This is a genomic window from Halodesulfovibrio oceani subsp. galateae, assembly GCF_055397225.1.
The window spans coordinates 206,443-227,799 of the sequence record NZ_AP042453.1 but is presented as its reverse complement, the minus strand read 5'-3'; the positions used below and the strand labels follow the sequence as shown (position 1 = coordinate 227,799).

The window sequence follows — 21,357 nt, the reverse complement described above, 5'->3', positions numbered from 1 at the left end:
GTGTTACGTGATATTTGCTCCGTACTTAATACAAATTTTATGCTACCAATCATATATAAGGATAGATCATGACTGAACGCGAAGCTCTTGCCCGCCGCATTGACATGGCGGCTGGACGAACTCCAGTAGATACTCTCATTACTAACTGTAAAGTTGTTGATGTGTTCTCTCAGACAGTCTTCGAAAGCTCTGTTGCCATCGGTGATGGTAAAATTGTCGGTTTCGGCGAATACGAAGCTGCAAAAACCATTGATGCTGCTGGTGGATACCTTATGCCAGGTCTCATCGACGGGCACGTTCATATTGAATCTTCTGTTGTCTCTCCCGCACAGTTTGCAAAGTGTGTTCTGCCATACGGCACAACCACCATCGTTGCAGACCCGCATGAAATTGCGAACGTATGCGGTCTGGAAGGCATTCGCTACATGCTGGATGCATCCAAAGACCTACCGCTTAATGTACGCATCATGCTTCCTTCTTGCGTTCCAGCAACACCGTTCGAAAACTCCGGTGCTATCCTTGAAGCAAAAGAACTTTCCGAGCTGATCGATCATGAAGGTGTGCATGGTCTTGCTGAAGTTATGAACTTCCCTGCTGTTATCAACAGCGATCCAGCAATGCTGGACAAAATTTACATGGCATCCTCACGCAATCGCATTGCCGACGGTCACACTCCGGGCTTATCCGGTCGTGATCTCATCGCATATGCCGCAGCCGGAATCAAAACTGATCACGAGTGTTCTAGCATAGAAGAAATGCACGAGCGTATTCGCCTCGGCATGTACGTGCTCATCCGTGAAGGTTCAGCAACCAAAGATCTCCGCGTACTCGCAAAAGGTCTTACCGATGCAAATTACCGTCGCTGCGTATTCTGCACAGATGACCGCGAACCAGCAGATATTCTTGCAAACGGTCACATAAATACGAACCTGAAAATTGCTGTAGAAGAAGGCGTTGACGCACTTAAAGCAATTACCATAGGCACCCTGAATGCAGCAGAATGCTATGGCCTTAAAGGCAAAGGCGCAATTGCACCAGGCTACGACGCTGACATTATGATCGTCCGCGACCTTACCAATTTTGAAGTGAGCCACGTGTTCACAGATGGTAACCAGATTGCCGAAAACGGCGTCTTGCTTGTTGAACCAAAAGAGATTGTACGTGACTCCGTTCGCGACACTGTGAATCTTGCCGACATCACACTCAACGATCTCAAGCTCAAGCTTTCCAGCAACAACGTACGCACCATAAGCGTTATCCCTGACACAGTACTTACCGAGTGCGTTATCAAAGAAGTTGTTCTGGATGAAGAAGGCTGCTTCAACGCAAAGCAGAACGAAGGGCTTACCAAAATTGCTGTGGTTGAACGACACAATGCAACTGGCAACATCGGCCTCGGCATCTTCGAAAACTACCACATCAAAAATGGTGCAATCGCCACCACAATCGCACACGATTCACACAACATCGTAGTTGCAGGCGATAACGACGAAGACATGCTCGTTGCCATCAACGATCTCAAAGAAATTGGTGGTGGCATCACCCTCGTTCGCGACGGCAAAGTGCTCGGGCACCTCTCACTGCCAATCGCAGGGCTTATGTCCGACCAGCCAGCGCAGGAAGTTGCTACAAAAATGGAAGAGCTGCTGAATCTTTCCAAAGAATTTAGCATCAACCCGAAACTGCAGCCGTTCATGACCCTCAGTTTCATGAGCTTGCCAGTAATTCCAGCCCTCAAACTTACAGACGGCGGTCTCTTTGATGTGACCACCTTCTCCTTTGTTCCTGTTGAAGCTGACTAATAGTAAGTAGAGTGGCCTCCGGCGGGTCTTCGACGAGCCTCCGGCGGCCTAAGAACCTTTCTGTAGAAAGGTTCTTAGGAATCTCCAAAGACTTTTATCTGCGAGTTTAGCCCGTTGCTTATTTTGTTTCGCGGCTTATGCTCCACTACCTTTCGGTAAATAAAAAAGGCTGTCCTTCATATGAAGGGCAGCCTTTTGTTATTATTCAAGTCAGTGTCATTAAGCCGCGTGAGAAATTACTCTACGGGCGTTCTTCGCATAATAAAAAGTTTTGAAGGGGGTCTGGGGGAAACTTTGCAAAAGTTTCAGCCCAGCCGTCGGAGACATAAAAAAAAGCGTCGCAGACAAAAACCTAACTAACTACGGCTTAGTATTACCATATAGCATGTAGCGAAGCTCTGGCAGACTACGCCCTGTTTTTTTTGAAAATTTGACGAGCTCTTCGTACTCAGGCTTGGAAATTGTCATCCCGTCGACACTGTAGCTTTTGCCATCCATCTCGCCGAAGGGGGTTTCTGTACGCTCTTCTTTGCGTGGCAGGAGCACGCGTTCTGTTTTCTGCCTGCGAATACCGAGGGTATGCGTGTGGGCAAAGAACAGCTGCTCTATTTTTGCTAACTCGCTTGGCTTGCAGAGAACTTTAAGACTTCCCGCTGGTCGATTTTTTTTCATTACCCCTGCGGTGAAAAATACGTCCAGCGCTCCGGCATCCATGAATATGTCGAAACAACGCCCTAACTCCTCGCCTGTCAGATGATCGATATGACTTTCGAGAACGTAAATTTCATCCGTAATTGTGTCAGAAGTTGAGGGAGTTGTTTGCTCCGGCGTCTCTAACTCAAGAAGACTTATGCGAATTCCGCCACCGGATTCTCTTTGACCGTAGCCGAGACCTGTTTGCAACAGAACTCCTTCAGCACCGGAAGTAAAATTCGTTACGAGTTGATCTATGAGTAGTGCTCCGGTGGGAGTGATGAGTTCTTGTTCGCATTCTGTGGCGAATACCGGTTTTCCCTTGAGTAATTCAAGAACAGCTGGCGCGGGAAGTGGTAACGTGCCGTGTTCGCACTCAACAGTTCCAGAAAACCACGGTAATTTGGAAGCGGTGATACTTGTAATGCCAAGCTGCTCTACTGCCCAAAAAGCACCAACCACATCGACGAGTGTGTCTATCGCACCCACTTCATGAAAATGTATGTCCTGCACGGCTTTACCATGGACGGCAGCTTCGGTTTCCGCCAGTCGCTCGAATGCGTTTATAGAGCGTGTCTGCACATCATTGGAGACTGCAAGCTTTTCGATGATCGCTACAATCTCTGGTAAATGTCGAAGCGGCTGTCCATCTGGCCATTCGATAGAAAGAGACGCGCCTACAATTGATTGTCGCATTGTACTTACAGGTGCGATTGATACGTAAATTCCTGCTTCAATAAAAATGCGCTGCAATCGCGACAAATCCACACCCAGATCATGCATAGCAGCCAGAAACATATCGCCGCCAAGTCCGAATCGACAATCAAGATACAACGCTTTCATTCTCTATTTCCTTTCATCACAGGTATATTAAGGCTACCGGCCCATGCACGACACGTTATAAAACACTAATCTGATCTAATATCTACTAAGCCAACAATAGTGCAAAGTACAGTCGCTTTGATATAGCAATTTTCGCTTGTTCACCCATAAAATAAATGCTTATATATAAAACAAGTATACTATCAATGATCAAACGTATGTGTGTATTTCAGGAGGAAAAATCATGCTGATTCGTGACTGGATGGCAAAAGATGTAATTACTGTCTCGCCCGATACATCAATGATGAAGGCCTCCAAGGCTTTAAAAGCACACGACATTAGCCGTATCCCTGTTGTGGATCACAGCGGTCGTGTCGTCGGGATAGTCTCAGATAGAGATATAAAAGAAGCCTCTCCTTCCAAAGCTACGACACTTGATGTGCACGAGCTTTACTACCTGCTCTCAGAAATCAAAGTTAAAGACATCATGACGGTTGATCCGCATGTTACAAGCCCGACCAACACTGTTGAAAATGCTGCCATGATGATGATTGAAAAAGACTTTGGTGGTCTTCCTGTGGTTGATGAAGACGGTAAGTTGGTGGGTATCATTACCGTAAGCGACATTTTTAATGTTCTTATCACCATCACCGGTGTCCGTCAGGGTGGTGTTCAGTTTGGTATTCGTTTGCCAAACGAAGCTGGTACACTGCGCCCAATCCTGAACGTTATGCGTCAGCATAAAGCGCGTATTGTTTCTATTCTTTCCTCTATGGAAGAAGAGGAAGGAAAAGGCACACGCGAAGTAAACCTCCGCATTATGCCGATGGAACGCACCAAGGAAAACCAGATTATCGAGGATCTTAAAGAACAATTTGATGTTATATTCTGGGCACGTGACAACGTTCACCCTCAGTAAAAATCACTCGTCTTGTAGATTTTTAAGCGGCTCTTTTGGAGCCGCTTTCTTTTTGGCACTCACACAACGAACGTACTCACTCGCAGCCCTTGTCAAATCGCCATTCACGTCGATATGTGTCTGTTTTGCAACACGCACCGTTGCAACAATGCAACCGGTTTTATAATTCACACCGTTGTCACATTAGATTAGCTCTTCATAGGGTTATCTTTTTTTCATCAGACAGCGGTAGCTCACTATGATCCTTGACAATATCAGCATGTTTGGAAGCTTGTGTTTTTCGGAACACTGTGGCATCTTAGCGCCGTTGATAGCACTTGTTTTTTCCTTTTTTTTGTTCCGTAAGGCGACAAGAAAAATCGAATTTTATGGGCTTGCCCATTGACAAAATGACTATCACGGCTTTAACAAGTCAGTGTTTGCTTTATAGAGCAAATCTGTATGGAGACAAGCAGTGGATCACTGCTTTACATCAGGTTGTCAGCTGTTGCTGCAACCCGGCATATGTCTGAGCTAAATATCACGCTTATAGACCATGTCCAAGGAGGACAAAATGGCTGAAATTACTTTTGAAGGTAAATCTTTCGAGGTTGATGAAGACGGCTTCCTGCTTAAGTTCGAAGAATGGTGCCCTGAGTGGGTTGATTACGTTAAAGAATCTGAAGGCATCTCTGAGATCTCCGAAGATCACCAGAAAATCCTTGATTTCCTTCAGGATTACTACAGAAAGAACGGTATCGCTCCTATGGTGCGTATCCTTTCTAAAAACACCGGCTTCAAATTGAAGCAGGTATACGAACTCTTCCCTTCCGGCCCAGGTAAGGGAGCATGTAAGATGGCTGGTCTTCCTAAGCCTACCGGCTGCGTATAGTCAGCTGATCTTACAGTTTGAGCATATAAAGCGGGAGATTTTTTCTCCCGCTTTTATTTTGTCCAAAAAAAAGCAGCAAGCGCACTGCGCTGCTGATTCTCACTCTTTAAACACACACGTCCCCTCAATGCTTTTCGCATCAAGGGGACACATGCCACAACTAAATCGCCTAACAGTCTGATATGAGAATAGCTTAATGCTCTGTTGTCATATCTGCGTTATCAAGCAAATCAATCCATTTTCTTTCTTCTTGCAACAACTCGCTTTCGAGAGCTAACTGCACGGACTCTTGTGTTTCACGCATAGTTCCAAACAGGCTTTCAACGTGTCCCACTATATTACGCATAACCTCGGGAGTGACGACAAAATCTCCGCCGTCATTTTTCTTCACAGAACGCACAGTTCCAGAAAATTCAGAGAATTCTTTCCCAAGTTTTGAAATCATATCATCCATTGCATTTTTGATCACGATGACCCTCCAGCGTATATATTTCATTTCCCGATTCAGCTCGTACTCTTTCAATCGATCGAAAAAGTTAAGCTTTCAAGACGTCGCCTAAAACATCCGCGGGAAATATGAGCTATTAACCTAAATTTACTGAACTTTTCGTTCAGAAACTTATTTTTTCTCTTGCTTGAAATGCACACTAGAACGCAGGTACTTTTGCAACAAGTATATTTTTTTCCACAAGCAGTGCAAAGTTACGAACAAATTCAAGTATACTGGTGATACACAGAGTTTTTTTATCTCTAAAAAAGGGTCAACAATAAACAAGCTCACTTGGCTAATTACAATAACAGTAGCAACTAACCTCTCTAAAAACCAATTATTTCTTCAACTGTTAGATTCTAACGAAACAGCTCGGATCAGCAAATCACATAATGCTTGCTCAGCCCTTGCAGTGTCTACGTTAACAGCAACCTTGACCTTCGACTTGGTTGCGTAATCAGCAGTTTTACACAAAGAATCTACATCCTGTGGAAAAAGTTCGTATCCTGCTAGAAACCTTACTATGTCTGCATTCATATATCTGTATGTACATACTGACGTGTCCAGTAGCGCGAGTATAGTTAAGGGGTCATGCATGTGCGCACCAACCAATTTCCGTTCAAAAATACTCCACTCAAGCCACGGCTCAATGTTACGTATAAGAGTTTTTCCCAAAATCCCATGTGCAGCTGATTGAATCTTTTGCATGTGCTCATGTCGCAAATAATAATGGCTTGTAACATTGGCTGTAATAAAGCGAACCGGCATACCTGCCTTCAACACTTCAACGGTCGCCTGTTTATCGTACCATGTATTAAACCTAAGCGTTGTTTCCCATATTTCCGGTGGAATATCCGCCGTATCCCATTCGAATGCCAATTCGCCTTCCTGAGGCTCAAACGAGCCACCCATGTGAATGACTTCTTTAATAAGCGGAGCAATGTCCGGATCTTTTTGCAATGCTAACGCAAGGTTAGTAAAGCTGCCCAATGCGACTACCACTATCTTGTTTGGATTCGCCCGCACAGCCTCAATCAGTACATCAACTCCAGACGGAAGCGTGGAAACATCTACAGCTGGAACCTCTGGCGCATTATCCCAGTAAGCCGTGCCTGCGCTGTGTGCTTTTGCTTCCAGAAATTGATGATGCGCCTCTCTATCACCGGAAAGGGGCGTTTCCGCTCCCAATCCTACTGGAATATCAGTAATTCCAAATTGCTTAAGAAGATACAGAGTGTTTTGCGCCGCCTCGTATGCCCTGCAATTACAGGCCGAAGCAACAATAGCCTTCACGTCTACCTTTTCTGACACAAGGCTTACAATAAGCGCTATGCCATCATCCAGATCGCGCACCGGCATTCCAAAAGCATTGTCTGTATCAATAACAAGCGGAATTGCGTCACTATTTTTTAAGAACATGCTCTTCCCAACCTTGTTCCAACGCTTCCAACCACTCAGAAGGAATCTCAGGAACAGCTACAGCACTTAGTTCAGCAGGCTTCAAGGTTGCCTGACCAAGATCAACAGCAGCAAACTGTGCTACAACCTCTGGGGATAATTTGTTCATATCCAATACAGGGAAATCGCCCCAAATATTCGGAGAAAACTTCGAGAGCTGTGCCTCTGGGGAAAGCAAATAGTTCATAACAATAAGTGCTCCGGATTTGTTTGGAGCATTCTTTGGAATAGCAGTAAAATGGGTATTGTAAATTGAGCCTTCTTCCATGACGAAAGTGCGGACACTTTCAGGATATGTTCCGTCTATAACTCGGTTCTGTGCATGAGTCGGATGGTACGCCATCATCACATCAATTTCTCCACGAGAGAACAACGTAGCCTGAAATGCTGGATCTTTCGGATATGCTCTTCCTTCCTGCCACAGGTACGGTGCAATATCGTTCAAGTATGCCCAAAGCTTTGGTGCATTAGCATCAAACAACGCCTGATCAAATCCATTTGAATACTGCTCATGCCCGCCGGTTACTGCATAAAAAACCTGACGAATAAATGCGGAACCTGTGAAATCAGGCGGAGACGGGTATGTAAATTTGCCAGGATTCTTCTTCACCCATTCTTGTAATTCAGCAAATGACTTTGGTGGATTCGGCGTGCGAGCACTGTCGTACTCAAAAACAAATTGCGCACGACCATACGGTGCCTCATACCCCTCCACCGGATATCCAAAATCTGTCGCTGCCTCGTCAGGATTCACATAGGCTAAATAGTTTGGAAGAAGCGGCGTGACAGGCCCTTCTATAAGATCAGCCTTACGGGCATTCTTGAAATTTTCACCATTTATCCACAGCAGATCAATACTGCCTGTGGATTTTCCAGCACTCTTCTCAGCCAGCATTTTATTCATAAACACTGGAGCACTCATAGGCACTCGTTCAACCGTTACCCCGTACTGTTCTTTCACAGCAGGAGCGATGACATTGTCTATCCAGTCGTTGACGTTATTCATGCCGCCATACATGTAAAAACGTACGGTCGTGTCTTTTGCACGAACCACATGCTCATCCCAACTGATATCCGTTGTTGCCTGCTGCTTTTCTTCTGCACCGCAACCCGCTGCCAACAAAAGCAGCAAGCATACCGCTCCCGTTGCAAAAAAACGAATAAACTGTTTCACAAATCACCTCGGTTTGTTGAACGCCAGATATGCCGGAGCAACTGACTAAAGTCATTTCTTCAGATTAAGACTATGCGCCCAATGCACCGCTTCAATCTTAAACGCACAAAAAGGGACAAAGATAAGTAGAAGTTACGATTCAGCAATAGCATTGCAAAACGCATTTTCTCATGCAATCTGAGTCTTAGTTTCAGTATTATTGATATTGCTGATAAATAACAACCACCAACATGCATTTTTCCTTATCATTACGCACAGAAAAAGGCACTCTATCTAATAAGAATAGAGTGCCTTTATAGATTCAGCTTACTTGTATCAACTAAAACAGACTTAGAAGCATCTTCGTTGCCACAACAAGCAGTAATGCAGCAAAAATTTTAGTTAATTTTCCAACAGGAAGAGAATGTGCGAGTTTGGCTCCAAGAGGAGCTGTAAACCAACTGGCACTGATGATGCCGAGAAGAGCTGGAATGTAAACATACCCGAAAGAGTATGCAGGCGTGGACGGATCAGAAAACCCCGTTGTCACATACCCGATTGTTCCGGCAAGCGCGATTGGCAATCCGATAGCGGAAGCAGTACCAATTGCAACACGTAACGGGACGTTACAGAAAGACAGGAACGGCACAGACATTGTACCACCACCGATACCTACAATGCTGGACACCATACCGATAATACCACCAGCACCTGTAATACCAACAGTTCCCGGAAGTTCACGGCTGGCTTTCGGTTTGATACCGAGCAACATCTGAGAACCTACGTAGTATAAGAAACAAACAAAAATACCTTTCAGCAAACTGGAGGACATACGGGAGGCAACCTCTGCTCCCAGCAAGCCACCAATAATAATACCCGGTGTGATCATACGGAACACATCCCAGCGTACTGCACCACGCTTATCGTGTGCTCTAAAACTTGCAGTCGAGGTAAAGATAATTGATGCGAGAGAAGTACCCAAAGCAAGGTGCATCAACACATCCGGAGAAATCCCTTGTAATGTAAAACTAAACACCAGCAGCGGAACAATAACCAGCCCGCCGCCAATACCAAGCAAACCTGCCAGCACACCTGCAAATGCCCCAACAGCCAGATATAAAAGTACCACTGAAATCATAGAAGTTCTCCATTCTCATTACAACAACCGAGGGGGCGAGGCACTACCCTTCCCCTTCCAATTCGGAAAGCGCTAGCGATTCAACATACGCTATATGCTCATACATTTCCTTGCGTGCCGTCTCAGGGTCTCTATTCTCAAGCGCGCGCAAAATACGTTCGTGAGTCTCAATAGCCCAGTGCCTGCGATGACTGTTTTCCAAGGTAAATTCTAAACTTTGCGACACAATATCATGAATTCGCGTGACCATCTCCAGCATAACGCTGTTTCTGGTTCCGGCTGCAATTAACTTATGAAATTCACAGTCAGCCTCAGAGCCCGTGCGCCCCTGACTTATTTCATCAATCTGTTCATCCAGAACCCGTCGCAATTCAATCAATTCGTCTTCCGTAATATACTGTGCTGCAATTGCGGCTATCTGCGGTTCAATAACCTTTCGTAATTCAAGCACTTCCACATACCGACACTTATTTCTGTCAAGAGCTGCCGAAACAGGCTTTCTGCCCTGTGCTTCTTCAATTCTTCGCACATACGTACCGTCGCCCTGTCTCGAAAAAACAAGCCCCTGCTCTTCCAGCTTACGCAAAGCTTCACGTACCCCGTGTCGCGATACTGAAAAAATTTCTGCAAGCTTACGCTCTGAAGGAAGCCTTTTCCCCGGAAGAAATTCTCCTCGAGTAATAAGATCGCGCAGCTGATCTGCTATGTTTTCATGCACCCGGCGCTGCCTTGTGCTGTGATTGCTTGTTCCCTTTTTAGACGACGTCATACCCACTCCTTCGTATTGCAGCTCACTATACCATGAGCAGGTTCACCCCAGCCACCCGCATTGGTCAGACCAATACGAACGTGATAGCAAGCCCAAAATCGTCTGTAAACAAAAAAGACATCTGCTATGGATTCTCAAAGTCATTCAAAACAGCCAATTACATATTATATATCTCTTTTTACACAAGAACATAAGATCCGACATACGATTTTGCCTACAAAAAAAGCCAACTTTTGACATGCATATTGCAAATCAAAACTTGGCTCTTCTTATGTGATTACATTCTTCACTAGTTGCAACTTCTACCCTTCCAAAATATGCTCAAGCGCTGTGGAAAGCAGCACTGTCACATGATCATCTGCAAGGGAGTAATATACATTTTTCCCAACCTTTCTATACCGCACAAGTTTAGCGGTTCGTAATAATCGCAGCTGATGTGAAACAGCAGGTTGGCTCATTCCGATAATCGTAACAAGGTCACAAACGCATAGTTCGTGATGCGACAACGCGTTCAGGATACGCATGCGTGTCCCGTCGCCTAAAATTTTAAATAATTCTGAAAGACTATTCAAGTGCTCACTAGGAGGCATGGCTTCTCGGACTTTCGCCACTGCTTCGTCATGAACACAAGTAATTTGGCAAACAGGTGTAAGTTCTGCCACCCGCTCCTCCTGCAAAGTTAGTATGCTACAGAATAAATCTGATTATCGGTGATGGTACTTTAGTCTACTGATAAAGTCTATTTAGGCTGCTCCGAAAAAACAAAAGCTACTCACTCGTGTCTACAGCACAAATAGGAACCGCTGCTCGAACCAGTGTTCCCTCACCATTAAGAGATAAAATATCCAATCTACCGTTCGCAAGCTCAATTCGCTCGCGCATACTACCAAGCCCTACACCTGCTCTTGAACAATTATCCACAGCAAAGCCTACACCGTCATCCTGCACATACAGTACGCAGTCATTGCCTTCCTGTTTAATGTGGAGCCAAATATTATTGCCTCGACTATGTTTTGCCGCATTGGAGAGCGCTTCTTGAGCCACGCGAAAAAGAACAGTTTTCTGCAATTCACTAAAAATTTGTTCAGATAAGTCAAAAGTACCGGAGAAGTTAAAGGAAGGATGTAGAATAGATGCTTCGTTCAACAGCCAGCGTAATGCAGAAATAAGCCCTAGATCATCAAGAATTGTCGGACGCAGCGCCATAATAATATGCCGTAACTCAACGATCGCACCTTGTAGCAGTTCAATCATTTTGTTGAGTCGTGCAGGAGCAACCTCTGCTCCCCGTTCCATACGCGCCACTTCACTTTCCAATAAATATTTGATGCCGGAAATGGTCTGCGCAGTGCTGTCATGCAATTCCCGTCCGATCCGCTTACGCTCGTCTTCCTGTGCGGAAAGCACTCGTTTTGACAGTAGCTTCATTTGTTCTGCAGTACGTTTTTCAAACGTAATATCTTCCGCATAAATCGCAACAGCACTAATATCCAGACTCTCGGTGAACACCGGAAAAAAGGAAACATTCCAGCATCGGCACACGTCTATTTCTATATGCTCTGCCATCCCCATAACCAACACAGCATCAAAAGCACCGCGCCATGCATCTGCAACGCGTTCACCCAATATATCAAAAATATTCACACTGCCCGCAGGCTGTCCCACACATTTAAATTCCTGTCCGGCGGCATGGTTCATGGTAATAACCTGCCCCTCCGGATCAACAAGCAGCGCGCAATCGCCCATCGCATTCATTAATGCTTTCAGGTTATTTTTGTGTTCATGTACCTTGCGTTCAGCTTCGATCCGTTCACTTATATCAATAATGAATGCGTAAACGAGTAGGCGGCCTCTGTTCTTGGCGCCGACAAAGTGAACTTCAACATACTTCATTTCACCATTTGCCTGACGATGAAGCGCAGTAAATGAAACCTGTCCGGAGCGCTTCACTTCATCAATTCTGTCGTGAACAGCTGAAATAGACATCCCCGTTATCTTCTGCAACGGCTGACCGATCATATCACCTTGTTCATATCCATAAAATTCCGCCGCGCCACTGTTTGCTTCTTCTATTTCAAACGTAGCGGTATCCCACAACAAGCGAACACCATGCTTGTTTAAAAAAATATTGCGGAACCGTTCTTCACTCTCCACAAGCGCCTGCTGCTGGCGTTTGCTTCGCGCAACTTGCTCTTCCAATGTGTTGTTCACTTTTGCAAGAATGGTGGTGCGTTCTTTTACCCGTTCTTCAAGTTCATCACGAGTTTGCTTCAATCCTATCTGCGCTGTTTTCTGGTGGGTGATATCTGTAGCTACATACAAATAGACAACTCCTGCACCATCAGCCTTAACGATCTGTGTACGAGTCTCAAACCACACGTATGTGCCGTGTTCGCTTAACTTACAGCACTCACCATTTGTTTCTTGCTGCCTTTCCCTAACTGCAAACACATTTTGACCAACGCAGCGCCACAGGCTCGTTTTCGTTTGTGTTAGCCTTTCAGCATTGGCACCTTCAAGTGAACCGAAATATTGCTCAAAGCGGTCATTCCAATACATGGGACAACCTGTCTCAGAAAACAATGCAATCGCCATCGGGCCTGAATCCAGAACCTTTAGCAACAACTCGTATGGCAAAACAGATTGCGAAGACGGCGCTGCATCCGCATAGCTTGGAACTTCAGCATCACAAATATACTGCGCAACAAATGCCTCAAAGTCGTTTGCACTTTGTTGTTTGTCCGCATTACTTTTTATACGCCCATTCTTTCCTGACACACCTGCCATGCAATTCTCCAATAATGATGTAGGCTCTTCGGCTACTCATACTCATACGGAAAACAAGGTTAATTGCAATACGTTACGCGATTTTCTAAAACGTTTGGGCATAGTATTTGGATTCTATAATAACTACAAAACCGTTCACAATTCGCTCCTCTGATCGGTAACACACTATTATTCATACTTATAATAACAAAAACACCCCGCAAAGAGTAGTCTCTGCAGGGTGTCACCTGTTTTACAAAACATCGCATGCCTCCTTTAAGAAAGGAATCACCAACGATGTTATATCTTATATCAATGCTAAACGCTTACACCAGCCATCAGCTCTGTGGCTAACAAGGCAATACGATCCGGATCATCACTGGAGAGCAGCTCCTGCAATGCTTCGAAAGGCAACATAGTACTGTCGTAATCAACAGTTAATGTTTGCGTAAAAATGTTCAGATTAGTCTTCTTAATGGCAGAGCTTCCACCTTTGGCTGCATTCTGCAATTCCGGGAACTTAGGATGATTACGGATACCTAAACTAACTTTAACCTTCAATCGACCCGGAGTATGTTGTTTCACTGTAAGGTATTCTTTTAAATCTGCTAAAACGCGTAAATCCATTATACAAGGTCTCCTGCGAGCTACTCACATCAGATATTACAAATGAGAATATTTCTAAAATAAAATGCAGTGGTTCATTACCACTTCAACCAGTTATTTGCAAACCACATCAAGGCTGTTTAACCATGCTTAATTACAACAAATCAATGATATGGAACATGACGAGGAATTGTAACTTTCAATGTTCCTACTGTTATTTTCCCCACACAAACGGCAAAATAACTGATCCAGTATCTACTGACACGCTTTTAGATTTTCTTAACAACAATAATGGCCGTTGGTTAGTGGGAATGACAGGAGGAGAGCCTTTCATTTATCCTGACTTTGTCTCTCTATGTGAACAAGTTACGCAAAATCATTATATTGGTGTGGACACAAACTTAAGTTTATCTACTCAAATAGCAGACTTTGCAGAAAGAATTTCTCCTTCACGCGTTAATGATATCTATGCATCTTTGCATATAGAAGAACGTGAAAAAAGAAATGCAGTACCACAATTTATTAAAAATTATCATACACTTGCTGATGCAGGGTTCACCATTAAAGTTAACTACGTACTGCATCCCTTAATGGAAGATAGATACCCTGCTGATGTCGAATTTTTCAAAAAAAGTGGTGTTCCTATTACACCCCGTCCATTCAAAGGTATCTACAACTCACTAAAATACCCGCAAAATTACTCTACAAACATCAAAAATATTTTTGCTCATCATCCGGGAGCAGGCACGAAAATGGTGTTCAACTTCCGTGGTGTTAACTGCAAAAGTGGTCATTCTTTTATTCGTATGGAACCGGACGGAACAATATTACGCTGTCCGGGAGACAAAACCGTACTCGGTAACATTCATAATGATGTCAGCCTCAACGCCGGTGCCACACCTTGCGCAGTTGACAGATGCCCGTGTCAGGGAATCAATTATGTAGACCTTAATCCTGCTGAGGGATGGTTTATTGAAGGAATGCGCTCATTTCTCACAGGTTCAGAAAAAAACGCCGCCAATGCCTTCCGCCAAACACTCGTCTATGACAGCGAGCACTCCAGCGCACTGAACAATATTGGAATCTTTGCACACGGTAACGGGGACTATGCTCACGCCAAACGACTTTTCGAACACGCAAACAGCATCCACCCACACATCCCGTTGTATAAGCAGAACCTTGCCATAATAGAAGATATTATCAGTGAGCAAAGACTATCTTCTGCCCATCCTGAAGTCAGCGAAATAGTGCGGCCGAGCGCGACAACAGCAGAACATTTTGTCGCAACCGGACAAGCAATACCGCTGACGGAAGAAAAATAACGTTTCACTACGGGCTCTTACAAAAACAATAATACTATTTTTTTCTGTAATGATTCACAGACTTAGATACTTGCATTCACTGTGAACATCTTACCAAGGTGCGGTAATTACTCATGAGTTCTACATACAATATCCTCATGTATTCCCATGATACATATGGACTTGGGCATATACGAAGGACAATGGCTATTGCACGGAATTTAAGTGCGCCCGGCGTTAATATTCTTATTCTGACAGGTTCTCCCATCGCCGGTCGTTTCCCCATTCCTTTCGGTGTCGACTTCGTCCGCATCCCCGGTATGATTAAGCAAAGCAATACCGTCTATGTGCCCCACTCCATTAAAGTTGATCCACAAAAAGCTTTGGAAATACGGCAGGAGATCATAACTGCCACGGCAAAGTCTTTTGACCCTGACCTGTTCATTGTGGACAAAGTTCCTGTGGGTCTCAAAGGGGAAGTACTACCGGTACTCCAATGGTTTAAAACATCACGTCCCGACACTAAAGTTGTGCTGGGATTACGTGATATTTTAGACGATTCAGCATCCACCCGTGCAGAGTGGAATGAAAAAAACTACTTCAACGTACTGGATTCCCTGTATTCAGAGATATGGATTTACGGACAAGAAAATTTTTACAACCCGATTGTTGAATACGGCCTTCCCCCTTCCATCAGCAACAAGTGTGTTTTCACCGGCTACATACCTCGCCAGACACCCAATCGAAAAATCACACTCAAGCAACTTATGAATGGAAACGGCAACGGAACAGCTGATTCCAGCAAACTTATTGTTGTCACCGCCGGAGGCGGAGGCGACGGGTATCACATGCTGGATACCTATCTAACAATGATAGAAGAAACACCGGACATCCCATTTAAAACCTATATGGTTTCTGGTCCTTTTGTTCCGCAGGACTTGCAGGACTCTCTTGCAAAAAGAGCAAAAAAATGTGGTGTAATCTTTGCCACTTTCCATAAACGGTTGGAAAAGATCATGGCAGCAGCTGACCTTGTAGTGAGCATGGGCGGGTACAATACTATCTGCGAAATTTTATCTCTCAAAAAACCATCGCTCATTATTCCACGGGAAAGCCCGCGACTTGAACAGCTTATCCGTGCACGCGTACTACAATCCGCCAAACTGGCAGACTATATCAAATGGGATTGCCTCACCCCGTTATCGCTGCGTGAAAAATTGGTCACTATGCTCGAAGACTCTTCACAGTACGAGCAAAGTATTAACGCATTTTCCATGACCGGACTTGAAATCATTCGCTCACGACTCTCCGCATTTAAAGGGGATACCATCGATGCATAGCGTGCCTACACTTGGTATGATCCTGAAAGGATACCCGCGCATCTCTGAAACTTTTATCTCCAACGAGATCAAATTATTAGAAGAACAAGGCTTTACTATTCACATTTTTTCAATGCGAAAACCGCGTGAAACATTTTCACACAAATCAGTAAAGTCCATCCACGCGCAGGTTACATATTTACCGGAATATCTTTCTCTAGGTTTCCCGCGTCTGCTGTGGAACACGCTTTTATGTGCCCTGCTGCACACTCCAACGTTCTGCAAGACGTTCAAATTCTTTCTTTCCCGCTTCTCAGGAACCGCGAAAGTCCACACATGGATTAAGCATTTTATGCAGGCATGTGTGGTGGCCAATACGGTTCAAGCAAAAAATATTACCCATCTCCACAGCCACTTTGTGCATACTCCAACATCCGTTGCAATGTACGCAGCCAAGCTTGCGAATGTTCCGTTCAGCTTTACCGCCCATGCAAAAGATATCTACACGCAAAAGCCGGAACGAGTTGCAGAAAAAATGCAACACGCTCTTTTTGCTATCACCTGCACAAAATACAATAAGCTTGCGCTGGAAACTATCGCCAGATCATACCCAGCCCCTAATGCTCCGCCCCATTATGCTTTGGCTCCAATAGAAGACGGCTCTCCGGTTCGAACTCCACAACCCGGCTATTGCCCTGTCCATACAATTTACCACGGTATAGACTTGTCCCTCTTCTCTACAAATAAGAACGGACTTACAAACCACCCTCCCTATTCAATTCTTACGGTGGCACGACTGGTGGAAAAAAAGGGACTCGATACAATTCTGGAAAGCCTTCGCCTTCTCTTTTTACGCAACCTGCCCTTCCGGTACACACTTATCGGCGAAGGACCATTGTTAGAAAAGCTTGAAAGCATTGTGTACCAATATGGGCTCACTGATTTTGTAGAATTTACCGGCACGCTTCCTCACGAGGAAGTACTGCGTCATTACCGCAAAGCTGACCTGTTTCTTCTAGGGTGCACCACCGCGCAGGATGGCGACAGGGACGGCATTCCCAATGTGCTGGCAGAAGCCATGGCAATGGGAGTTCCTGTGGTTGCAACCCGCGTGTCTGGAATCCCTGAACTTGTAGAACACAACAAGTCGGGTCTCCTTGCTCCTTGCGACAATGCGGATGCGTTAGCGAATGCCACAGAACAACTACTCACCAACGAGGCACTGCGGCAGACCATCATATCCGGTGCCGAACGTAAGGTTCATAAAGTATTCAACAACAGACAGCTTATTATGCAGCTCGGAGATATCTTTGAAGAAAACGGCATTGTTCGGGAAGAAGCAGACACCATGTCAGAAATGGAGTGGTCATCTTCATGAAAATTGCGTTCTGCACCCCGTTCAAACCGCTGACACATCCCCGCATATCCGGAGATGTGACCATTGCAGAAGACTTAGCAACATTTTTTAAGACTCAAGGGCATGACGTATGGATAGTTCCACAAGTATCTACACGCTATATCTGGAAACAACCCCGCCAATGGGGGCAAGCATACGCAACCGCCCAGCTTGTAAAAGAGATTCTGCAAAGTAGTGAGAAACCCGATGTATGGTTTACCTATCATTCGTACTATAAGGCTCCGGACATTCTAGGATCTCTGGCAGCAAAAGAAGATATTCCATACACAATTTTTGCCCCGTCCCATGCCCCCAAGCGAAAGAAAAGCTGGAACACAAAGCCGGGGTATTATCTCAATAAAAAAGCGCTGCAACAGGCAACGCATATTTTTGCAAACAAACATCGAGATATGGAGGGGCTACAGCAAATTATTCCCTCCAATCGTCTCACATTCATCCCGCCCGGTATCCAGACAACTAAGTTCACACGGGATGAAACATTACGCGCAAACAATCGCACCGCATGGAATGCAACAAACAGCATTGTGGTGCTGACAGTTGCCATGCTGAGAGAAGGAACAAAATCGGAAGGTGTAGAGCACGTCATTAACGCTTGCCATGATCTGATCTCTCAAGGGCATGACATTCAGCTGATCATCGCCGGAAACGGCATAATGCGCGCATATCTCGAAAGAAAAGCTCAGCAATTGTTGCCGAACCGATACACGTTTCTGGGCACTGTTCCTTCAGAACAATTACCGCAAATCTATTCCAGTTGCGATATTTTTGCCTTTCCCGGCATCGATGAGGGACTTGGAATGGTGTATCTGGAAGCCCAAAGCTGTGGATTACCAGTCGTTGCATGGGATCATGACGGTGCCCCGCAAGTTGTGAAAAATGGAAAGACAGGCATCATTACCCCGTCGTACGACAACAACGCTTTTACTCAGGCAATTGCCAGACTGGTAGAATCGAAAGAATTACGAACAACCATGGGCGCGGCTGCAACCACGCATGCTGTAACCAATCATAATATTCAACATAACTATGAAGAAGTAGACGCAAAGCTTCGCGTCATCACAAGAACAACATCATAAGCCAACGACTCCACCCCAGAGGTTGCCATGAAACAAACACATATTGGTCTCCTACGCCACGCTCCCACAGGCTGGAATGCCGTGAAACGAATTCAGGGACAATACGATGTTCCGCTTCCGCAAGAAAGCTACGAAGTCATTGACGGATGGATTCCTTCCATCATGCAACATCCATGGACACGAATCCTCACCAGCGACCTATCCCGTGCGTACTTCACCGCACTGGCATTAAACAAACATTTGAATCTCCCGTTTGATCTTGATTATCGCCTACGGGAGCAGGACTGGGGCACATGGACTGGCGATTCAATCCACCATCTGCGTGAAATTGCCCCTGAAGAAGTAGCTCGTCAGGAAGCAGCAGGATGGGAATTTACACCACCAAGCGGTGAAAGCAGAACAAAGGTTCTCAACAGAACGCTTGAGGCACTGCATGATGCAACCCTTCGCTGGGAAGGGGAAAATATCCTCGTTGTGACCCACTATGGCAATATCGCAATCATAGCCAACCATCTTATGCATAAAAATTTTCTTCCCGAGGAAGGAAGGCTTATTGAAAAACATGCCTTGCATCGTCTTGTTGCAGAGCAAACCACACCGGAATCAACACAATATTCAGTGTTAGCCCTTAACGAGGTGCTCTAATGCGCATTGTTCACTACTGCCAGCATGTGCTCGGCATGGGGCATTTTTTCCGTAGTCTGGAGATAGATAAAGCACTCGAGGGACATGATGTAACACTCATTACAGGTGGCACTCCTTTATCCATCACCTATCCGCCTCATGTACAGGTTATTGAGTTACCCTCCCTCTCCATGGATGAGGAGTTCGGTGCATTCATTCGTACAGACAAAGACGGCACCAAGCATGTTCTCACAGAACATGAGCTTGATGCCATTAAAGCCCAGCGCACAACGATTTTAACAGAATCACTCAAGGCATTGCAGCCGGACATTTTTCTAGTGGAACTTTTCCCCTTTGGTCGTAAGCAATTCAGCTTTGAACTTATGCCTGTTCTGGAACTTTCAAAACAAAACGCCTTCCCCAATATGAAGACCGTATGCAGCGTGCGGGACATCCTTGTCGAAAAAACAAAACAGCAGGAATTTGAAGAGCGTGTTCTTTCTATTTTGAACACCTATTTTGATGCTGTCCTCGTGCATACTGATCCAAAAGTGATCACGCTGGATGCAACCTTTCCCCGAATCAACGACATCAAAATTCCAATTTACAATACTGGATACATCACACCGCTACCTCACGGTATCAACCCGAAAGCAGTTCGTGAGTCACTCTCAATTCCACCCGACACGCCATTCATTCTCGGCAGTATCGGCAGCGGTTCAGTGCATTCGGAAATTATGGAACAACTTGCAGCCGCATCCATCCAACTTAACAATTCAACGCCCCACAAACTCCTCATCTCCACAGGGCCTTTCATGCGGCAGGATAGCCAGGCACACATTCAACAGCTTTGTGAACCACACCCGCATATTACTGTCACCGATTTCATTCCGGATTTCATCAATCATCTCAGCGCAGCTGACATATCGTTGAGCATGGCTGGATACAACACCACCATGAATTTACTCGCAGTAAACACCTACGGATTGGTGTATCCGTTCGATCAAAATCGCGAACAACGTATGCGTTCAACAAGTCTGGAACAGCTTGGGGCACTCAAAATTCTTGAACAGGAAGACATGCAATCAGATCACCTTTGCAATCTACTCACGAAGTATATCGAGACCCCGGCACCGCCACCGCATCATCAAGTTGATCTACAAGGGGCAGCAGAATCTGTTCGAATATTAGAGCAATTATTGAGTCATAAAGCAGCAGGGTAAAGACGACCTGTCAAAACACTACTCTGTCAAAGATAACTCTGCTGCAAAATAGTTATGTGAAAGCTAATTATGTGCATTTTTAACCTATTGGAGGCAGTGAGACTATGGCAAAACAACGACCGTATATTTCAGCGCTATGGCATGCAGTGCCTTCCAATATTCTGGCATTACTTGCACAAACTATTCAGGCAGGCATAGAAGCACACGCAGAAAACGGCCACCCTATGGGAGAAGAGCCTACAATCTTTTTCCGCGCGGATGACGTAGCCATTCCATCAACCCCATGCCGAAAGATGCTGCAAATTTTTGCAGATCACGACACACCGCTAGCACTGGCTGTCGTCCCTGCATGGAGCACAGAAAGGCATGTTGATGCTCTTCAGTCCGTAGCACCAAATAAAAACCACCTGTGGGGCTGGCACCAACACGGTTGGTCACATGTAAATCACACAACGCATGGCCGTAAGTGTGAGTTCGGTAGCAACAGACTTCATCAGACATGCGCAGAAGAATTGCAGCAGGGGTATGAAACCCTGACATCGCTATTCGGAGAATCTTTCTCTCCTATATTCACCCCACCGTGGAACAGAATTTCAGATTCGAACATCCAAATTTTACAAAACATTGGCTGCAAAGCCATCTCGCGAGCCTCTTCTGCACCCCATCAAGAAATTCTACCGGACATTCCGGTTAATGTTGATCTACACACCCGTAGCGAGCTCACAGCGGCAAGTGGCTGGAATGGACTCCTGAAAGAATTGCACTCAGGCATTGCTTCCGGCCGGTGCGGCATCATGCTGCATCACGATAGAATGAACAGTGCTGCCGAGGATTTTTTGCAACGCCTGCTGATAATCTTACAAAGCTACCCTGTACGACCTGTTCCCATATATTCCTATATGCTATGATG

At 45.2% G+C, this 21,357-nt stretch carries 19 protein-coding genes; 10 read left to right on the top strand and 9 right to left on the bottom strand.

Annotated features, from left to right (window positions below):
• The first annotated feature begins 68 nt into the window (after positions 1–68).
• The gene (ade, locus tag ACZ5V1_RS00940) at positions 69–1,802 is read left to right on the top strand and encodes an adenine deaminase (RefSeq protein WP_464390189.1); all 1,734 of its coding nucleotides are present in this window, start codon (positions 69–71) and stop codon (positions 1,800–1,802) included.
• Between the two features lie 360 nt (positions 1,803–2,162).
• Here ade and larC read toward each other — a convergent pair whose 3' ends face one another.
• Positions 2,163–3,338 carry a nickel pincer cofactor biosynthesis protein LarC gene (larC, locus tag ACZ5V1_RS00935; protein WP_464390188.1) on the bottom strand — a complete coding sequence of 392 codons (1,176 nt, stop codon included), beginning with the start codon at positions 3,336–3,338 and terminating at the stop codon, positions 2,163–2,165.
• Between the two features lie 223 nt (positions 3,339–3,561).
• Here larC and ACZ5V1_RS00930 point away from each other — a divergent pair, with 223 nt between their 5' ends.
• Positions 3,562–4,236, top strand: coding sequence for a CBS and ACT domain-containing protein (locus ACZ5V1_RS00930; RefSeq protein WP_464390187.1), 675 nt, complete (start codon positions 3,562–3,564; stop codon positions 4,234–4,236).
• Between the two features lie 553 nt (positions 4,237–4,789).
• The gene (locus ACZ5V1_RS00925) at positions 4,790–5,107 is read left to right on the top strand and encodes a TusE/DsrC/DsvC family sulfur relay protein (RefSeq protein ID WP_160714886.1); all 318 of its coding nucleotides are present in this window, start codon (positions 4,790–4,792) and stop codon (positions 5,105–5,107) included.
• A 193-nt stretch (positions 5,108–5,300) separates the two neighbouring features.
• Here ACZ5V1_RS00925 and ACZ5V1_RS00920 read toward each other — a convergent pair whose 3' ends face one another.
• The 8 genes from ACZ5V1_RS00920 to ACZ5V1_RS00885 form a co-directional block, all read right to left on the bottom strand.
• A complete protein-coding gene (locus tag ACZ5V1_RS00920; protein ID WP_464390186.1) occupies positions 5,301–5,576 on the bottom strand; it encodes a hypothetical protein in 276 nt (91 codons plus the stop codon).
• 366 nt (positions 5,577–5,942) lie between these two features.
• Complete coding sequence (locus ACZ5V1_RS00915) at positions 5,943–7,016, bottom strand: nucleoside hydrolase (RefSeq protein WP_464390185.1); 1,074 nt, start codon at positions 7,014–7,016, stop codon at positions 5,943–5,945.
• On the bottom strand, positions 7,000–8,187 hold the full coding sequence (locus tag ACZ5V1_RS00910) for an ABC transporter substrate-binding protein (RefSeq protein ID WP_464390184.1): 1,188 nt from the start codon (positions 8,185–8,187) through the stop codon (positions 7,000–7,002). The genes ACZ5V1_RS00915 and ACZ5V1_RS00910 overlap by 17 nt, the downstream gene beginning before the upstream one ends.
• Before the next feature lie 361 nt (positions 8,188–8,548).
• Complete coding sequence (locus ACZ5V1_RS00905) at positions 8,549–9,346, bottom strand: sulfite exporter TauE/SafE family protein (RefSeq protein WP_464390183.1); 798 nt, start codon at positions 9,344–9,346, stop codon at positions 8,549–8,551.
• A 43-nt stretch (positions 9,347–9,389) separates the two neighbouring features.
• On the bottom strand, positions 9,390–10,115 hold the full coding sequence (locus tag ACZ5V1_RS00900; RefSeq protein WP_464390182.1) for a FadR/GntR family transcriptional regulator: 726 nt from the start codon (positions 10,113–10,115) through the stop codon (positions 9,390–9,392).
• Between the two features lie 302 nt (positions 10,116–10,417).
• Entirely contained in the window at positions 10,418–10,777 is a 360-nt protein-coding gene (locus ACZ5V1_RS00895; RefSeq protein ID WP_160714896.1) for an ArsR/SmtB family transcription factor, read from the bottom strand.
• Positions 10,778–10,883: 106 nt separating this feature from the next.
• Positions 10,884–12,902 (bottom strand): PAS domain-containing sensor histidine kinase, encoded by a 2,019-nt coding sequence (locus tag ACZ5V1_RS00890; RefSeq protein ID WP_464390181.1) that lies wholly within the window; start codon positions 12,900–12,902, stop codon positions 10,884–10,886.
• Positions 12,903–13,199: 297 nt separating this feature from the next.
• Positions 13,200–13,508 carry a hypothetical protein gene (locus tag ACZ5V1_RS00885; protein ID WP_464390180.1) on the bottom strand — a complete coding sequence of 103 codons (309 nt, stop codon included), beginning with the start codon at positions 13,506–13,508 and terminating at the stop codon, positions 13,200–13,202.
• 125 nt (positions 13,509–13,633) lie between these two features.
• On the opposite strand from ACZ5V1_RS00885, the gene ACZ5V1_RS00880 reads away from it, so the two are divergent.
• The 7 genes from ACZ5V1_RS00880 to ACZ5V1_RS00850 all read left to right on the top strand — a co-directional run bounded on the left by ACZ5V1_RS00880 (position 13,634) and on the right by ACZ5V1_RS00850 (position 21,355).
• Positions 13,634–14,809 carry a radical SAM protein gene (locus ACZ5V1_RS00880; RefSeq protein WP_464390179.1) on the top strand — a complete coding sequence of 392 codons (1,176 nt, stop codon included), beginning with the start codon at positions 13,634–13,636 and terminating at the stop codon, positions 14,807–14,809.
• 113 nt (positions 14,810–14,922) lie between these two features.
• Entirely contained in the window at positions 14,923–16,128 is a 1,206-nt protein-coding gene (locus ACZ5V1_RS00875) for a glycosyltransferase family protein (RefSeq protein ID WP_464390178.1), read from the top strand.
• Entirely contained in the window at positions 16,121–17,485 is a 1,365-nt protein-coding gene (locus ACZ5V1_RS00870; protein WP_464390177.1) for a glycosyltransferase, read from the top strand. Before ACZ5V1_RS00875 ends, ACZ5V1_RS00870 begins: the two co-directional genes overlap by 8 nt.
• Entirely contained in the window at positions 17,482–18,600 is a 1,119-nt protein-coding gene (locus tag ACZ5V1_RS00865) for a glycosyltransferase family 4 protein (protein WP_464390176.1), read from the top strand. Before ACZ5V1_RS00870 ends, ACZ5V1_RS00865 begins: the two co-directional genes overlap by 4 nt.
• Before the next feature lie 27 nt (positions 18,601–18,627).
• On the top strand, positions 18,628–19,245 hold the full coding sequence (locus ACZ5V1_RS00860; protein ID WP_464390175.1) for a histidine phosphatase family protein: 618 nt from the start codon (positions 18,628–18,630) through the stop codon (positions 19,243–19,245).
• The gene (locus tag ACZ5V1_RS00855; RefSeq protein ID WP_464390174.1) at positions 19,245–20,447 is read left to right on the top strand and encodes a glycosyltransferase family protein; all 1,203 of its coding nucleotides are present in this window, start codon (positions 19,245–19,247) and stop codon (positions 20,445–20,447) included. Before ACZ5V1_RS00860 ends, ACZ5V1_RS00855 begins: the two co-directional genes overlap by 1 nt.
• Before the next feature lie 104 nt (positions 20,448–20,551).
• Entirely contained in the window at positions 20,552–21,355 is an 804-nt protein-coding gene (locus ACZ5V1_RS00850) for a DUF2334 domain-containing protein (RefSeq protein ID WP_464390173.1), read from the top strand.
• Positions 21,356–21,357 lie beyond the last annotated feature (2 nt).

What these genes read in the sequence shown, in the direction of transcription:
- ade (WP_464390189.1), top strand. Translation starts at nt 69, where the DNA reads ATGACTGAACGCGAAGCTCTTGCCCGCCGCATTGACATGGCGGCTGGA.
- larC (WP_464390188.1), bottom strand. Translation starts at nt 3,338, where the DNA reads ATGAAAGCGTTGTATCTTGATTGTCGATTCGGACTTGGCGGCGATATG.
- ACZ5V1_RS00930 (WP_464390187.1), top strand. Translation starts at nt 3,562, where the DNA reads ATGCTGATTCGTGACTGGATGGCAAAAGATGTAATTACTGTCTCGCCC.
- ACZ5V1_RS00925 (WP_160714886.1), top strand. Translation starts at nt 4,790, where the DNA reads ATGGCTGAAATTACTTTTGAAGGTAAATCTTTCGAGGTTGATGAAGAC.
- ACZ5V1_RS00915 (WP_464390185.1), bottom strand. Translation starts at nt 7,016, where the DNA reads ATGTTCTTAAAAAATAGTGACGCAATTCCGCTTGTTATTGATACAGAC.
- ACZ5V1_RS00905 (WP_464390183.1), bottom strand. Translation starts at nt 9,346, where the DNA reads ATGATTTCAGTGGTACTTTTATATCTGGCTGTTGGGGCATTTGCAGGT.
- ACZ5V1_RS00900 (WP_464390182.1), bottom strand. Translation starts at nt 10,115, where the DNA reads ATGACGTCGTCTAAAAAGGGAACAAGCAATCACAGCACAAGGCAGCGC.
- ACZ5V1_RS00890 (WP_464390181.1), bottom strand. Translation starts at nt 12,902, where the DNA reads ATGGCAGGTGTGTCAGGAAAGAATGGGCGTATAAAAAGTAATGCGGAC.
- ACZ5V1_RS00885 (WP_464390180.1), bottom strand. Translation starts at nt 13,508, where the DNA reads ATGGATTTACGCGTTTTAGCAGATTTAAAAGAATACCTTACAGTGAAA.
- ACZ5V1_RS00880 (WP_464390179.1), top strand. Translation starts at nt 13,634, where the DNA reads ATGCTTAATTACAACAAATCAATGATATGGAACATGACGAGGAATTGT.
- ACZ5V1_RS00875 (WP_464390178.1), top strand. Translation starts at nt 14,923, where the DNA reads ATGAGTTCTACATACAATATCCTCATGTATTCCCATGATACATATGGA.
- ACZ5V1_RS00870 (WP_464390177.1), top strand. Translation starts at nt 16,121, where the DNA reads ATGCATAGCGTGCCTACACTTGGTATGATCCTGAAAGGATACCCGCGC.
- ACZ5V1_RS00865 (WP_464390176.1), top strand. Translation starts at nt 17,482, where the DNA reads ATGAAAATTGCGTTCTGCACCCCGTTCAAACCGCTGACACATCCCCGC.
- ACZ5V1_RS00860 (WP_464390175.1), top strand. Translation starts at nt 18,628, where the DNA reads ATGAAACAAACACATATTGGTCTCCTACGCCACGCTCCCACAGGCTGG.
- ACZ5V1_RS00855 (WP_464390174.1), top strand. Translation starts at nt 19,245, where the DNA reads ATGCGCATTGTTCACTACTGCCAGCATGTGCTCGGCATGGGGCATTTT.
- ACZ5V1_RS00850 (WP_464390173.1), top strand. Translation starts at nt 20,552, where the DNA reads ATGGCAAAACAACGACCGTATATTTCAGCGCTATGGCATGCAGTGCCT.